This window comes from Bradyrhizobium sp. LVM 105 (assembly GCF_003957705.1).
Classification (GTDB): Bacteria; Pseudomonadota; Alphaproteobacteria; order Rhizobiales; family Xanthobacteraceae; genus Bradyrhizobium; species Bradyrhizobium frederickii.
In genome coordinates, this window is record NZ_QZMV01000006.1 from 288448 (window position 1) to 303157 (window position 14710).

The following is a 14710-nucleotide window of genomic DNA, read 5'->3' on the forward strand; positions in this document are numbered from 1 at the left end:
CCGTAAGTTACTGGAACTGCATGAATATCGTCATTGTGGAGTCGCCGGCGAAAGCCAAGACGATCAACAAGTATTTGGGCTCGTCCTATGAGGTTCTGGCCTCGTTCGGCCATGTTCGCGACCTGCCCGCGAAGAACGGTTCCGTCGATCCCGATGCCAATTTCAAGATGATCTGGGAGGTCGACCCCAAGGCGGCCGGCCGGCTCAACGACATCGCCAAGTCCCTGAAGAACGCCGATCGCCTGATTCTCGCCACCGACCCTGATCGCGAGGGCGAGGCCATCTCCTGGCACGTGCTGGAGGTGCTGAAGGAAAAGCGCGCGCTGAAGGATCAGAAGATCGAGCGGGTGGTGTTCAACGCCATCACCAAGCAGGCGGTCTCGGACGCCATGAAGCATCCGCGCCAGATCGACGGCGCGCTGGTCGACGCCTATATGGCGCGCCGTGCCCTCGACTACCTCGTCGGCTTCACCCTCTCCCCGGTGCTGTGGCGCAAGCTGCCCGGCGCCCGCTCGGCCGGCCGCGTGCAGTCGGTGGCACTGCGCCTCGTCTGCGACCGCGAGCTCGAGATCGAGAAGTTCGTCGCGCGTGAATATTGGTCGCTGATTGCGACGCTGCTCACCCCGCGCGGCGATGCGTTCGAGGCCCGCCTCGTCGGCGCCGACGGCAAGAAGATCCAGCGCCTCGACATCGGCACCGGCGCGGAGGCCGAAGACTTCAAGAAGGCGCTTGAGGCGGCGACCTACGCCGTCACCGCGGTCGATGCCAAGCCGGCCCGGCGCAATCCGCATGCACCCTTCACCACCTCGACGCTGCAACAGGAAGCCAGCCGCAAATACGGCTTTGCGCCGGCGCACACAATGCGGATCGCCCAGCGGCTCTATGAAGGCATCGACATCGGCGGCGAGACCACCGGACTCATTACTTATATGCGTACCGACGGCGTGCAGATCGATCCGTCAGCGATCACCCAGGCCCGCAAGGTGATCGGCGAGGATTACGGCAACGCCTATGTGCCGGATACCCCGCGCCAGTACCAGGCCAAGGCCAAGAACGCGCAGGAAGCCCACGAAGCGATCCGCCCGACCGACATGTCGCGCCGCCCCGCGAGCATGAGCCGCAGGCTCGATGCCGATCAGGCGAAGCTCTATGAGCTGATCTGGAAGCGCACCATCGCGAGCCAGATGGAATCGGCCGAGCTCGAGCGCACCACTGTCGACATCACCGCGAAGGCAGGCTCCCGCACGCTGGAGCTGCGCGCCACCGGCCAGGTCATCAAGTTCGACGGCTTCCTGGCGCTCTATCAGGAAGGCCGCGACGACGAGGAGGACGAGGATTCGCGCCGCCTGCCCGCGATGAGCCAGGGCGAGGCGGTGAAACGGCAGAGCCTGTCGGTCACCCAGCACTTCACCGAGCCACCGCCGCGCTTCTCCGAGGCCTCGCTGGTCAAGCGCATGGAAGAGCTCGGCATCGGCCGCCCCTCGACCTACGCCTCGATCCTGCAGGTTCTGAAGGACCGCGGCTACGTCAAGCTGGAGAAGAAGCGCCTGCACGGCGAGGACAAGGGCCGGGTCGTGATCGCGTTCCTGGAGAGCTTCTTCAGCCGCTACGTCGAGTACGACTTCACCGCGGGCCTCGAGGAGCAGCTCGACCGCATCTCCAACAACGAGATCTCCTGGCAGCAGGTGCTGAAGGATTTCTGGACCGGCTTCATCGGCGCCGTCGACGAGATCAAGGATCTGCGCGTCGCGCAGGTGCTCGACGTGCTCGACGAGATGCTCGGGCCGCACATCTATCCGCCTCGCGCCGACGGCGGCGACGTCCGCCAGTGCCCGAATTGCGGCACCGGCCGGCTGAATCTCAAGGCCGGCAAGTTCGGCGCCTTCGTCGGCTGCTCGAACTATCCGGAGTGCCGCTACACCCGTCAGCTCGCCGCCGATGGCGAGGCCAGCGCCGACCGTTCGCTCGGCCAGGATCCTGAGACGGGGCGCGATGTCTGGGTCAAGGCCGGCCGGTTCGGACCCTACATCCAGCTCGGCGAGCAGAAGGATTATGAGGAAGGGGAGAAGCCCAAGCGCGCGGGCATCCCGAAAGGCACCTCGTCCGCGGATGTCGATCTCGAGCTCGCGCTAAAGCTCTTGTCGCTGCCGCGCGAGATCGGCAAGCATCCGGAGACCGGCCAGCCCATCACCGCCGGGCTCGGCCGCTTCGGGCCGTTCGTCAAGCACGAGAAGACCTACGCCAGCCTCGAGGCCGGCGACGAGGTGTTCGACATCGGCCTCAACCGCGCGGTGACGCTGATCGCGGAGAAGGTCGCCAAGGGCCCGAGCCGCCGCTTCGGCGCCGATCCCGGCAAGGCGCTCGGCGATCATCCCACCCTCGGCACCGTCACCGTGAAGAGCGGCCGTTACGGTGCCTATGTCGCTGCCGGCGGCGTCAACGCGACGATCCCGGCCGAGTTCGAAAAGGACACCGTCACGCTCGCCCAGGCGATCGCCCTGATCGACGAGCGCGCGGCCAAGGGCGGCGGCAAGAGCGGCGGCAAGGCCAAAGCCAAGAAAGCGGCCAAGCCGGCCAAGGCCAAAAAGACTGCAGAGAAGGCCGCGGACGGCGAGGACACCCCGCCAAAGCCGAAGAAACCGGCCGCGAAGAAGGCGGCCAAATCGAAAACCGAATCCATCAGCAAGGCGCGCGCCGCCGTGCCGTCGACGGCAAAAACGTCGCCGACCAAGGCCGCCGCCACCAAGGCTCCGGCCAAGAAGAGTGCCGGCAAGACTTGAGATCAAAAATTAGAGGTTAAGTGAAACGCAAGAATGACCATGGCTTTCCCGACCGGCAAGCCATCGTCGCCTTCATCAAGGCAAATCATGGAAAGGCCGGAACCCGCGAAATCGCACGCGAGTTCGGCCTGAAGAACGCCGATCGCGCCGAGCTCAGGCGCATGCTGCGCGAGCTCGCCGACGACGGAATCGTTAAGAAGAAGCGCCACAAGGTGTCCGAGCCGGACGCGCTGCCACCCACGCTGCTTGCCGACATTACGGGGCGCGACGCCGACGGCGAATTGATCGCCTCCCCCGCCGAATGGGACGAGGTCGAAAGCGGCGAGCCGCCAAGAATCCTGATCGAGATGCCGCGCCGGCCCAGGCCCGGCACCGCCGCTGGCGTCGGCGACCGCGCGCTGTTGCGCATCGAGCCGACAGGCGAGGACGACGGCCCGGCCTGGCGCGGCCGTATCATCAAGGTCATCGACAAGGCCAAGAGCCGCATCCTCGGCGTGTTCCGCGAGCTTCCCGAAGGTGGCGGGCGGCTCGTGCCTGTCGACAAGAAGTTCGCCGACCGCGAGCTGAACATCGCCAAGGCCGATACCGCCGGCGCGCAGGACGGCGACCTCGTCAGCGTCGACATCGTCCGCTCGCGCGGTTTTGGTCTGGCCTCGGGCAGGGTCAAGGAGAAGCTCGGCTCGGTCAAGTCGGAGAAGGCGATCAGCCTGATCGCGATCTACGCCCACGACATCCCGCTGCAATTCTCCTCCGCCGCGGAGCGCGAAGCGGAAGCCGCCGAGCCTGCGAACCTGAAGGGCCGCGAGGACTGGCGCGACGTGCCGCTCGTCACCATCGATCCGCCGGATGCGAAGGATCATGACGACGCGGTGCATGCGCAAGCGGACGACGATCCCAACAACAAAGGCGGCTTCATCGTCAATGTCGCCATTGCCGATGTCAGCTTCTACGTGCGGCCTGGCTCGGCGCTCGACCGCGACGCGCTCGATCGCGGCAACTCGGTCTATTTCCCCGACCGCGTCGTGCCGATGCTGCCCGAGCGCATCTCGAACAATCTCTGCTCGCTGGTGCCGGGCGAGCCGCGCGGCGCGCTCGCGGTGCGCATGGTGCTCGGCCCCGACGGCCGCAAGCGCTCGCACAGTTTCCACCGCATCCTGATGCGCTCGGCAGCGAAGCTCGCTTACGCGCAGGCGCAGGCTGCGATCGACGGTCGGCCCGATGACACCACCGGCCCCCTGCTCGATCCGATCTTGAGGCCGCTCTATGCCGCTTACGCCTGCGCCAAGCGCGCGCGGGACGAACGCGATCCGCTCAATCTCGATCTGCCCGAGCGCAAGATCCTCTTGAAGAGCGACGGCACGGTCGATCGCGTCGTGGTGCCGGAGCGCCTCGACGCGCACAAGCTGATCGAGGAGTTCATGATCCTCGCCAACGTCGCGGCCGCGGAAATGCTGGAGAAGAAATCGCTGCCGCTGATCTACCGTGTGCACGACGAGCCGACGCTGGAGAAGGTCCACGCGCTCTCCGAATTCCTGGAGACGCTCGACGTTCCCTTCACCAAGTCAGGCGCGCTGCGCCCGACGCTGTTCAACCGCGTGCTGGCCCAGCTCGAAGGCCACGATTATTACCCGCTGGTCAGCGAGGTGGTGCTGCGCGCGCAGGCTCAGGCCGAATATTCCTCGGAGAATTACGGGCACTTCGGCCTGAATTTGCGGCGCTATGCGCATTTCACCTCGCCGATCCGCCGCTACGCCGACCTCGTCGTGCACCGCGCGCTGGTCCGCGCGCTGGGCATGGGCGAAGGCGCCCTGCCTGACAGCGAGACGCCGGAAACCTTGAGCGAAGTCGCCGCGCATATTTCGGTGACCGAGCGGCGCGCCATGAAGGCGGAGCGCGAGACGGTCGACCGCCTGATCGCGCATCACCTCGCCGATCGCATCGGCGCCAGCTTCCAGGGCCGCGTCTCCGGCGTCACCCGCGCCGGGCTGTTCGTGAAGCTGAGCGAGACCGGCGCCGACGGATTGATCCCGATCCGATCCCTCGGCACGGAATATTTCAACTATGACGAGAGCCGGCACGCGCTGGTCGGCACGCGCAGCGGCACCATGTACCAGCTCGGGGACGTCGTCGATGTCCGCCTGATCGAAGCCGCCCCCATCGCGGGCGCGTTGCGCTTCGAGCTGCTGTCATCATCCAGCGAGACCGCGCCACGCCAGCGCCGGCCGCTCGGTGCGCAGCGCAAATCCTCCAAGCCCCATCCCGGACGCAGTCCGGAGAGAAAACGCAAGCCGGCGAAGCCGAAATCCGGCAAACCCGGGAAGGGCAAGGGAAAGAGCAAGGGCAAAGGCAAGAAGGGCAAGGCATGGTGACGATGAGCACGGCCCCAAAGATCTGGACGCGCGAGACGGGTCTCATCGAGAAGCGCGACGTCTTTGCGGCGATGAGGCGCGGCTTTCGCGGCCGTTGCCCGCGCTGCGGCGAGGGCAAGCTGTTCCGCGCTTTCCTGAAGACGGCCGACAATTGCGCCAAATGCGGTCTCGATTTCACGCCGCATCGCGCCGACGATCTGCCCGCCTATCTCGTCATCGTCATCGTCGGCCACATCGTGGTGCCGGCCGTCTTGTGGATCGAGACCAATTACACCACGCCGGTCTGGATCAGCTTCGCCGCCTATCTGCCCTTCACCTTCGTTGCCTCGCTCGCGCTGCTGCAGCCCGTCAAGGGAGCTGTGGTCGGCTTGCAATGGGCTCTGCGCATGCACGGGTTTGACGAGACCCCTCCGGATGGTATTCCGCCGGTGTAGGCAGAATAAGCAAGAACGGTCTGGGTGAGGACATGACGGATATTGCGCACGTCGCGGAGAAGGCAAAGGTCCACGAGGAAAAGGAAGCCGATCACCATCCCTATTTCCGCCCGAAGGATGCGGCGACCCTGATCCTGGTCGATCGCAGCGGCGCCGTTCCGAAAGTGCTGGTCGGCAAGCGCCACGACAAGGTGGTGTTCATGCCCGGCAAGTTCGTCTTCCCGGGCGGGCGCGTCGACAAGGCCGATTATCGCGTGCCCTGCGCGGCCCCCATCACGCCCGAGCTCGAGGCCAATCTGGCCAAGGGCAGCCCGAAGACCCCCGCCTCGCGCGCCAAGTCGCTCGCCATTGCCGCGATCCGCGAGGCCTGTGAGGAGACCGGGCTTTGTCTCGGCCGCAAGACCGAGGGCAATCTGACGAAGCTCGATGGTCCGTGGAAGCCGTTCGCCGATGCCGGCCTGCTACCCGATCCATCCAGCCTGTTCCTCATTGCGCGCGCGATCACCCCGCCCGGCCGCGTCAAGCGCTTCGACACGCGCTTCTTCACCGCGGATGCTTCCGCGATCGCTCACCGCGTCGACGGCGTCATCCATGCCGATGCCGAGCTGGTCGAATTGATCTGGGTCGAGCTCGGTTCGAAGCCGCTCGCCGACCTGCATCCGATGACGCGCAACGTGCTCAACGAACTCCACAGCCGCCTTGCCGCCGGCCCGCTTCGCCATGACGCGCCGGTGCCGTTCTTCCATTTCTACGGCGGCAAGATGCAGAAGGATATTTTGGGCTAGGCTCCGGCGCCAAGCCCTCGTTCGTCATTGCGGGACGCAGCTCTCTCCTCTCGTCATTCCGGGGCGCGCGCAGCGCGAACCCGGAATCCATTCATCCACCGTCTCCGCGGTCCGATGGATTCCGGGCTCGCCGCTCCGCGGCGCCCCGGAATGACGTGCTGAGAGATCTGCAAAAAACAAAATAATCTTCCCGCCGCTGCCGATGGCGCGGCTCCACGGCATGCCTATGTCTTTCCGAGCGTCACCAAGAATGGACACCGGGCGATGGCACAACGGCAACTCAAGCTTGGCGCGTTCATGCGCCCGATCAGCATCCACACCGGCGCCTGGCGCTATCCCGGGGCCTGGCCCGACGCCAATTTCAACTTCCCGCACATCAAGCAGCTGATCAGGAAGCTCGAGGCCGGCAAGTTCGACGCCTTCTTCATGGCCGATCACCTCGCCGTGCTGAACATGCCGATCAACGCGCTGAAGCGCAGCCACACCGTGACCTCGTTCGAGCCCTTCACGCTGCTGTCGGCGCTCTCGGCCGTCACCGAGCGCATCGGCCTGATCGCGACCGGCTCGACCACCTTCGACGAGCCCTATCACGTCGCGCGGCGCTTCGCCTCGCTCGACCATCTCAGCGGCGGCCGCGCCGGCTGGAACATCGTCACCACCTCGAATCCGGACGCGGCGCTGAATTTCGGCCTCGACGATCACATGGAGCACGCCGAGCGCTACAAGCGCGCCCGCGAGTTCTACGACGTCGTCACCGGCCTGTGGGATTCCTTCGCCGACGACGCCTTCGTGCGCGATGTCGAGAGCGGCCTGTTCTTCGACCCCGCCAAGATGCACACGCTCGACCACCACGGCAAATATCTGAAGGTGCGCGGCCCGCTCAACATCGCCCGCCCTGTGCAGGGCTGGCCCGTGATCGTGCAGGCCGGCGCCTCCGAAGACGGCAAGCAGCTCGCGGCGGAGACGGCGGAAGCCGTGTTCACCGGCGGCGGCAGCCTTGCCGATGGGCAAAAGCTCTATGCCGACATCAAGGGCCGCATGGAGAAGATCGGCCGCGACCCCGAGCATCTGAAGATTCTTCCCGGTGCCTTCGTCGTGGTCGGCGACAGCGTCGATGAAGCCAGGGAGAAGCGCGCTTTGCTCGACAGCCGCGTGCATTACGACAGCGCCATCGCATCGCTCTCCGTCATTCTCGGCACCGACGCCTCCGGCTTCGATCCCGACGGGCCCCTGCCTGAGATCCCCGAGACCAATGCCAGCAAGAGCGGCCGCCAGCGCATGGTCGATCTCGCCAGGCGCGACAAGCTCACCGTGCGCCAGCTCGCCCAGCGCGTCGGCGGCTATGGCGGGCTGTCCTTTGTCGGCACCGCCAAGACCATCGCCGACCAGATGGAGGAATGGCTGGTCGGGCGCGGCTCCGATGGATTCAACATCATGTTCCCGTTCCTGCCCGCCGGCCTCGACGATTTCGTCGACAAGGTCGTCCCGGAGCTGCAACGGCGCGGGATTTTTCGGAAAGAGTATGAAGGGGCCACTTTGAGGGAGAATCTGGGCCTGCCGCGGCCGAAAAACCGGTTCTTCGAGGCCTGATCGGCCCGATTTGGGTGCTTTTCGGGGTGTAAAACCTTGACATCAGGCGGTTTCTGGCTAGGTTGCCGGCCAACGCGGGCCGTTTGGCCGGCTCCAGATTCCCCTGATATTCTGAGGTTCAGAACATGGCCAAAGCGGTCACCATCAAGGTCAAGCTCGTGTCCTCGGCCGACACCGGCTTCTACTACGTCGCCAAGAAGAATTCGCGCACCATGACCGACAAGCTGGTCAAGAAGAAGTACGATCCGGTCGCGCGCAAGCACGTCGAATTCCGCGAAGCCAAGATCAAGTAAGATCGCGGGACGTTGAAGACTTTGACGGGGCCCTCTGGGCCCCGTTTTCATTTTCTCCGCTGCGTGTCCCGGGCGCGCTGCAACGCGCAAGCGTTGCTGCGCAGAACCGGGACCCCGAGGGCGACACGGCACTCTGCGGAGACATCGACCCCGGCTCTGCAGCGCACCGTCGACGTGACGCTGCGCTGCGTCCGGGGCACGAGAGCGGAAATTGACGGCGGCTTGCTCTCCGCGTCATTGCGAGGACTCTCGCCGCGGAAATCTACTTCTTCGCCTCATCCTTTTGACGTCGATACCTGCGATCGCGGATCAGTCGGCCCTTGTCCCGATCCTGATTTGGGCGGCCGCGGTGCTGCTCATCGCCTTTGCCGCCAACAGGAACAGGCGCTCTGCGGGCACCGCTTGTGCTGAAGCACCGGCCTATCCGAGGACGCTCGGACTCATCACCTATCCGCTCTATCTCACGCACAACGTCCTGGGCCCTGCAATCATCCGTGCCCTGGTCGATGCCGGCCTGGACGCGACCTCCGCCGTTTGGGTCGCGCTGGGCATGCTTGTCCTGGTCTGCTGGTTCATTTGCGCGAAGATCGAGCCGGCCGTCAGGTCGGCGCTGATGCAATCCCTCTCATATTTCGGCAAGCTGCCGCAGAGGCGGCCGGCAACGCGCCGCCCGGCATTGGCCCGGGGGCTGCGTCTTCCGCTGCCCGTCCCGGCGAAGGTGAACGTCGCGGCGTCGTAACCAGTGTTCATCTGCTGAAACCGCGTCGCTCGATGTCGACGATGGCCATAACCGGTTGACGCAGATCAAAGTGATGTTGGCAGCACGCTGCAAACTTGCTGACCATGCAGACTACCGGGCCAATGACCCCACCTCACCGTGAGCGGACGGCGTGGGCGTGGATCTGGAAATCCGCCGTATCCGGACTGAGCGGCAGCACCGCTTCGACCGCGCTCATGTACTTCAAGGCAAAGGCCGGAATCCTGCCGTCGTTCCAGCCATATGAGCACTTCCAGATGGCGGCAGCGAACTTGATCGGGCACGACATCCATCCAAGAGTTCTTTGGCTGGCCTCGTTCTTCAACGGGTCGACTGCCGTCGGTCTCGCCTTCGGCTATCTCTATCGGTACTTGCCAGGAGGCAGTGGCGCCTCAAAGGGGATGGTTTTCGGGCTTTGCGGCTGGCTGATCATGAACCTGTTCGCATTTCCGCTGGTCGGCCTCGGCTCGTTTGCAACCGCCTTAGGACTAGGGCTTTGGCCGGCAGCATTTTCGCTGGCGATGCTGTCGACTTACAGCGTTACGATGGGATTGATCTACGGTCTGCTGGATCGATCCGAGAACAAGGAATGATAATGGCCCAATCGGCTCGCCCATGACCATCTTTGGCAAAGTGTAAGAAGCCAATTTGCGTCACATCAAGCAGCTGCCGGCAATGGTCGACCACGTTGCGGCGAGAGATCGCTTGGAGGATTGGCCATGCTGCCATTTACACAGCAGCAATTTCTTGCGGTGTTCTCGGATTACAACGAAGCTATCTGGCCGAGCCAGATTGTCGCGTACCTGCTCGGCGGTACAGCCTTTCTTCTGTTGTTTCGGCAAACGGCGAGATCGAGTCGCGCGATCGCGGTTGTACTCTCGGCGATGTGGATATGGACCGGCGTCCTCTATCATGGGATCTGGTTCTCCCAGATCAACAAGTCTGCATATCTGTTCGCCTTGTTGTTCGTGATCGAGGGAGGTGGCCTTATTCTGGCTGGCGCATACGGACATCAGTTGCGCTTCGGCTTCCGCCGCGGTGCCGCAGCCTGGATCGGAGCGTCACTGGTCGGCTATTCTGCGATTGTCTATCCATTGATCGGTATGGCCACGGGTCATGACTATCCTGCGGTTCCGGTATTTGGCGTCACGCCCTGCCCGGTTGCGATCTTCACATTCGGCATGCTCCTGTTGACCATTGGTCCGGTGCCGCACTGGCTTCTTGTCGTTCCTGTCATCTGGTCCTTGATCGGCGGCAGCGCCGCCATACTGCTCGCCGTGCCGCAGGATTGGCTCTTGCTGGTGAGTGGGCTCGTCGCCGCTCCTCTCATCGCTATTCGTCGCGTCGATGTTCAGACGGCGTCAACATGAAGTCCGCTTCGGGTCCACAAGCGGCCGATCCTGACCAGGCTGCGTGGCGTCCGCTCTGGCTCCCGAGCTGACGAAAAGCGATCACACGTTCCGCCTACGCCGTCCGCAGCACCGGCGCCGGCGGCTGCGACGGCCTGACCAGCGCGAACGCCACCTGCACGATGCCGCCGGCAAGCCCGAGCGCCACGCCGATGCGCCAGGCCATGGTGTAGGAGCCGAGCGCGTCATAGAGCACCCCTCCTCCGTAGGCGCCGAGGAAGCTGCCGATCTGGTGGCTCATGAAGGCAAGGCCCTGGATCATCGCCTGCCAGCGCAGCCCGAACATCTCGGCGACGGCGCCCGCGACCAGCGGGCCGACGCCCATCCACAAAAAGCCCATGATGGCGCCGAACAGCAGCGTCGAGAACGGCGTGGCTGGCAGCATGAAGTACCAGGCGAGCGCCAGCGAGCGCAGGATGTAGATGCCGCCCAGGAGCGCGAGCTTGTTCCCGCGCTGTCCGGCCCAGCCGAAGAACAGCGAGCCCAGCACGTTGAAGCCGCCGATCATGCCGAGCGTCTGCGCGCTCAGCATCGGGTCGAGGCCGCAGATCGCCAGATATGACGGCAGATGCGTGGTGAGGAACACCAGCTGCATGCCGCAGACCAGATAGGCGCAGGTCATCACCACGAAAGAGGCGTTGCCGAACGCCGCCTTCGTCGCCGCCGCCGCGGTGGCATCGACGATGTCGTCGGCGGCGGGCTTGGGCAGCGGGACCTGATCGACGCGGCCGGCGTACCAAGCCGCAGGGATCATCAGCACCGACATGACGACGAAGCCGGCAAGGCCGATGCGCCAGCCAAAACCCTCGTTGAGCATCTGCCCGATCGGCGCCGACAACAGCGCGCCGAGCGAGCCCGCGCCGGAGACGATACCGAGCACGGTCGAGCGCACCGTTTCCGGCACCGCACGCGCCGCCACCGACATCGCGATCGCCGCCGCGGTGCAGGCCAGCGACGTCCCGATCAGCACGCCGGCGCCGATCATGATGCTGAGAAGCCCGTTCGCGGTCGCCATCAGCGCGAGCCCCGCGATATACATCAGCGCGCCCGCGATCATGATGGCACGGAAGCCGTAGCGCACCGTCATCGCGCCGGCGAGCGGCTGCAGAAAGCCCCAGGCGAGGTTCTGCACCGCCAGCGCCAGCGTGAAATCCGAGATCGAGATGTGGATGTCGTGCGTCAGCGGCTGCATGAAGATGCCGAGCGACTGCCGCAGCCCCATGCTCAGTGTCAGCATGATCGAGGCGCCGATCAGGATCGGCAAGGTCGGACGCAGGACCTGCAGCAGGGGCATTCTTCTTCTCCCTTTTGGGCACGGCGCACATGCCGCCGTCTGCTTTTGCCGCTGATTTTGGTTACACAGACCTGTGTACTTAGGCTATGATCTGCAGGTGCTGTCAAGCGAACAGGACGCTTTCTGCTGCATGGCTCCCCCGCCCGCCCCACAGACGATGAAAGAGCGGATCCTCCAGACCGCCGACAAGCTGTTCTATCTGCAAGGCATTCGCGCGATCGGCGTCGACACCATCGCGGCCGAGACCGGCATCAGCAAGCGCACGCTCTACAATCACTTCCCCTCCAAGGATGCGCTGATCGCGGCCTATCTCGAGCGCCGATTCGTGCACGCATCCCCTTCCGACAAGCCGCCGGCCGAGCAGATCCTCGCCACCTTTGATGCGCTGGAGCGGCGTTTTGCGGCCAAGGATTTTCGCGGCTGCCCGTTCGTGAACGCGGTCGCTGAGCTCGGGCCTGCCGACCGCGCCGTGAAGAAGATCGCCATCGCCTTCAAGGAAAGCCGCCGCCTCTGGTTTCGCGACCGCCTGAACGAGCTCGGCGTGGCTGATGCGGACGCGCTCGCAACGCAGCTCGTGCTGCTGGTCGACGGCTCGATCGCGCAGGACCTCGTGCGCGACGACCCGGCGATGGCGCGTGCGGCGAAGGACGCGGCGAAGGTGTTGTTGCGGAATGCGGGGGTGGATGTGCCGGCCGACGCAGTGAAGGCTGCGACGACGCAAAACAGACGTCCACCACGCTGACCATCGTCGCCGCATCGGACGGTGTCATCACCCGCGAAAGCGGGTGATCCAGTATTCCAGAGCCGATTGTGATTGAACCGAGAAGCCGCGGCGTACGGGATTCCCCGCTTCGCGGGGAATGACAGCGGAGCTTGGCGGGACCGTCGCGATCCTACCAACATGCTCCTGTTTTGCCCGACGGGTCAAAGGGCGCGACCAGCAGCGCAAGGCCATTTCGCCACCCGCGCAACCCATTGATCCGACTAGCGCCGGCTACTGTGCATGGGGTTGTTTTCGCAAATCTTGTGCGAGCGGCCTCATGCCGCCTGCGACACCACGCGGTTGCGGCCGTCGTGCTTGGCGCGGTACAGCGCGGTGTCGGCGCGCTTGAGGACGTCGGCGACCGCCTCGCCCTTTCGCTCCAGCGTGGTCAGCCCGATCGAGATCGTGACCTCGATGCGCTTCGCGCCCTTGTGGATCGCGAACGGCTCGCCCGCGATCGAGCGGCGCAGGCGCTCGGCGACCATGCCGGCGACGTGCAGATCGGTCTCCGGCATCACGATGACGAACTCCTCGCCGCCGTAACGGCAGGCCAGATCGATGCCGCGGATCGACTTGCGCACCCGCACGGCGAATTCGCGCAGCACGTCGTCGCCGGCGTCGTGGCCGTAATTGTCGTTGATCGACTTGAAGAAATCGATGTCCAGGATCATCAGCGCCAGGGGCTTGCCGCGGGTCGCGGCCTGCTCGGCGAGCGTTGCCAGATGGCTCTCCATGTAGCGGCGATTGTGCAGGCCGGTGAGCGCGTCGGTGATCGCCATCTCGATCGAGTTCTGCACGTTGTCGCGAAGATGATCGGTGTAGCGGCGGCGGCGGATCTGGGTGCGGGCGCGCGCCAACAGCTCGGTCTTGTCGATGGGACGCAGCAAATAGTCGTTGACGCCGATCTCGAGGCCGCGGAGCAGCCGCGTCGCGTTCTCGGGGTCGGCGATCGCCAGGATCGGCACGTGGCGCGTGCGCTCCAGCGAGCGCGCCTGGCTGCAGAGGCGCAGGCCGTCGAAATTGTTGAGGTCGAGGGAGACGATCAGCAGGTCGTAATTGCCCTCGGCGGCGTGGAACAGCGCCTCCGTCGGGTTCGGCTCGACGTCGATCGTGTGCTCGGCGGCGAGGATCGTCGCCAGCCGCTCGTAGGAGGACTGGCGGTCGTCGACCAGGAGGATGCGGCCGCCCTTGCCGGTGTCGGAGACGGCGCTGCGCTCCGGCGCCTGCATGCCGATCTCGAGCGAGGTGATGGCGCGCATGCGCAGCTCGTCGGTCATCATCTTCAGCCGCGTGAGCGAGCGCACGCGCGCGATCAGCACGACGTCGGAGACGGGCTTGGTCAGGAAATCGTCGGCGCCGGCCTCGAGGCCGCGATTGCGGTCGGAAGGACTGTCGAGCGCCGTGACCATGACGACGGGAATGTGATGCGTGGCCGGGTCGGACTTGATGCGGCGGCAGACTTCGAAGCCGTCCATGTCAGGCATCATCACGTCGAGCAGGATGATGTCGCATTCGGCGCGATGGCAGATCGCCAGCGCCTCGGTGCCGTTCGAGGCGGTCATCACGTCGAAATATTCGGCGGAAAGGCGGGCCTCGAGCAGCTTGACGTTGGCAGGAACGTCATCGACGACCAGGATACGCGCAGACACTGTGAACTCACTTCCTATCCGATAAAACGCCGGACCGTCTCAATGAATTTGCCGACCGAGATCGGCTTGGACAAATAGGCCTCGCAGCCGCCCTCGCGGATGCGTTCTTCGTCGCCCTTCATCGCGAATGCCGTGACCGCGACGACGGGAATGGAACGCAGCTCCGGATCGTCCTTGATCCAGCGCGTCACCTCCAGCCCGGAGACCTGAGGCAGTTGGATATCCATCAGCACCAGGTCGGGCCGCATCTTGCGAACGAGGTCGAGCGCCTCGTAGCCGTTGCTGGTGCCGGAGGTCTGGTAGCCGTGCGCCTCCAACAGGTCGCGGAAGAGCTTCATGTTGAGCTCGTTGTCTTCCACGATCAGGACGGTCTTGGCCATCCCGCCCTCCCGATTGGTCCGAAGGACCGGTCCATGTGACGCCTCAGACGCCGCTTTCCGGCGTTTCGAAAACTGGATTCAAACTAGCCTCAGATTCGCTTGAGTTTCGTTAAACCCGAGGGTCGACTTTCTGCGATGTGGTTTCCAGCTGCTTGTCTGGGGTCGGAAGACTCAGAGGCGAGACTCGGGCATGATGCAAAGTAGACA

The 14710-nt window shown here is 64.7% G+C and carries 13 protein-coding genes; 10 read left to right on the forward strand and 3 right to left on the reverse strand.

The features are described 5' to 3' along the window. Positions 1-20 precede the first annotated feature (20 nt). The 9 genes from topA (at position 21) to D6B98_RS19720 (ending at position 10378) form a co-directional block, all read left to right on the forward strand. Positions 21-2780 (forward strand): type I DNA topoisomerase, encoded by a 2760-nt coding sequence (topA, locus tag D6B98_RS19675; protein ID WP_126258589.1) that lies wholly within the window; start codon positions 21-23, stop codon positions 2778-2780. A gap of 20 nt (positions 2781-2800) precedes the next feature. Continuing rightward, complete coding sequence (gene rnr, locus D6B98_RS19680; RefSeq protein ID WP_126258590.1) at positions 2801-5149, forward strand: ribonuclease R; 2349 nt, start codon at positions 2801-2803, stop codon at positions 5147-5149. Then, complete coding sequence (locus D6B98_RS19685) at positions 5143-5583, forward strand: DUF983 domain-containing protein (protein WP_126258591.1); 441 nt, start codon at positions 5143-5145, stop codon at positions 5581-5583. The genes rnr and D6B98_RS19685 overlap by 7 nt, the downstream gene beginning before the upstream one ends. Positions 5584-5615: 32 nt before the next feature. Beyond that, positions 5616-6368 (forward strand): NUDIX hydrolase, encoded by a 753-nt coding sequence (locus D6B98_RS19690; protein ID WP_126258592.1) that lies wholly within the window; start codon positions 5616-5618, stop codon positions 6366-6368. A gap of 264 nt (positions 6369-6632) precedes the next feature. Beyond that, complete coding sequence (locus D6B98_RS19695) at positions 6633-7958, forward strand: LLM class flavin-dependent oxidoreductase (protein ID WP_126258593.1); 1326 nt, start codon at positions 6633-6635, stop codon at positions 7956-7958. A 125-nt stretch (positions 7959-8083) separates the two neighbouring features. Next, positions 8084-8251, forward strand: a complete 168-nt coding sequence (gene rpmG, locus D6B98_RS19700; protein WP_007603295.1) for a 50S ribosomal protein L33 — start codon at positions 8084-8086, stop codon at positions 8249-8251. A gap of 349 nt (positions 8252-8600) precedes the next feature. Beyond that, complete coding sequence (locus D6B98_RS19710) at positions 8601-8990, forward strand: hypothetical protein (RefSeq protein ID WP_245481424.1); 390 nt, start codon at positions 8601-8603, stop codon at positions 8988-8990. Positions 8991-9094: 104 nt separating this feature from the next. Continuing rightward, the gene (locus tag D6B98_RS19715) at positions 9095-9601 is read left to right on the forward strand and encodes a DUF6789 family protein (RefSeq protein ID WP_245481427.1); all 507 of its coding nucleotides are present in this window, start codon (positions 9095-9097) and stop codon (positions 9599-9601) included. A 126-nt stretch (positions 9602-9727) separates the two neighbouring features. Beyond that, complete coding sequence (locus D6B98_RS19720) at positions 9728-10378, forward strand: DUF6064 family protein (RefSeq protein ID WP_126258595.1); 651 nt, start codon at positions 9728-9730, stop codon at positions 10376-10378. 94 nt (positions 10379-10472) lie between these two features. On the opposite strand, the gene D6B98_RS19725 is transcribed toward D6B98_RS19720, so the two are convergent. After that, positions 10473-11711 carry an MFS transporter gene (locus D6B98_RS19725; protein ID WP_126258596.1) on the reverse strand — a complete coding sequence of 413 codons (1239 nt, stop codon included), beginning with the start codon at positions 11709-11711 and terminating at the stop codon, positions 10473-10475. A 130-nt stretch (positions 11712-11841) separates the two neighbouring features. Between D6B98_RS19725 and D6B98_RS19730 the strand changes: the two genes are divergently transcribed. Further along, entirely contained in the window at positions 11842-12453 is a 612-nt protein-coding gene (locus D6B98_RS19730; protein ID WP_126258597.1) for a TetR/AcrR family transcriptional regulator, read from the forward strand. Positions 12454-12749: 296 nt separating this feature from the next. Here the strand turns inward: D6B98_RS19730 and D6B98_RS19735 are convergent, their stop codons facing one another. Both D6B98_RS19735 and D6B98_RS19740 read right to left on the reverse strand, forming a co-directional pair. Next, complete coding sequence (locus tag D6B98_RS19735) at positions 12750-14123, reverse strand: PleD family two-component system response regulator (protein ID WP_126258598.1); 1374 nt, start codon at positions 14121-14123, stop codon at positions 12750-12752. Between the two features lie 14 nt (positions 14124-14137). Continuing rightward, positions 14138-14503, reverse strand: coding sequence for a response regulator (locus D6B98_RS19740; RefSeq protein ID WP_008130064.1), 366 nt, complete (start codon positions 14501-14503; stop codon positions 14138-14140). Positions 14504-14710 lie beyond the last annotated feature (207 nt).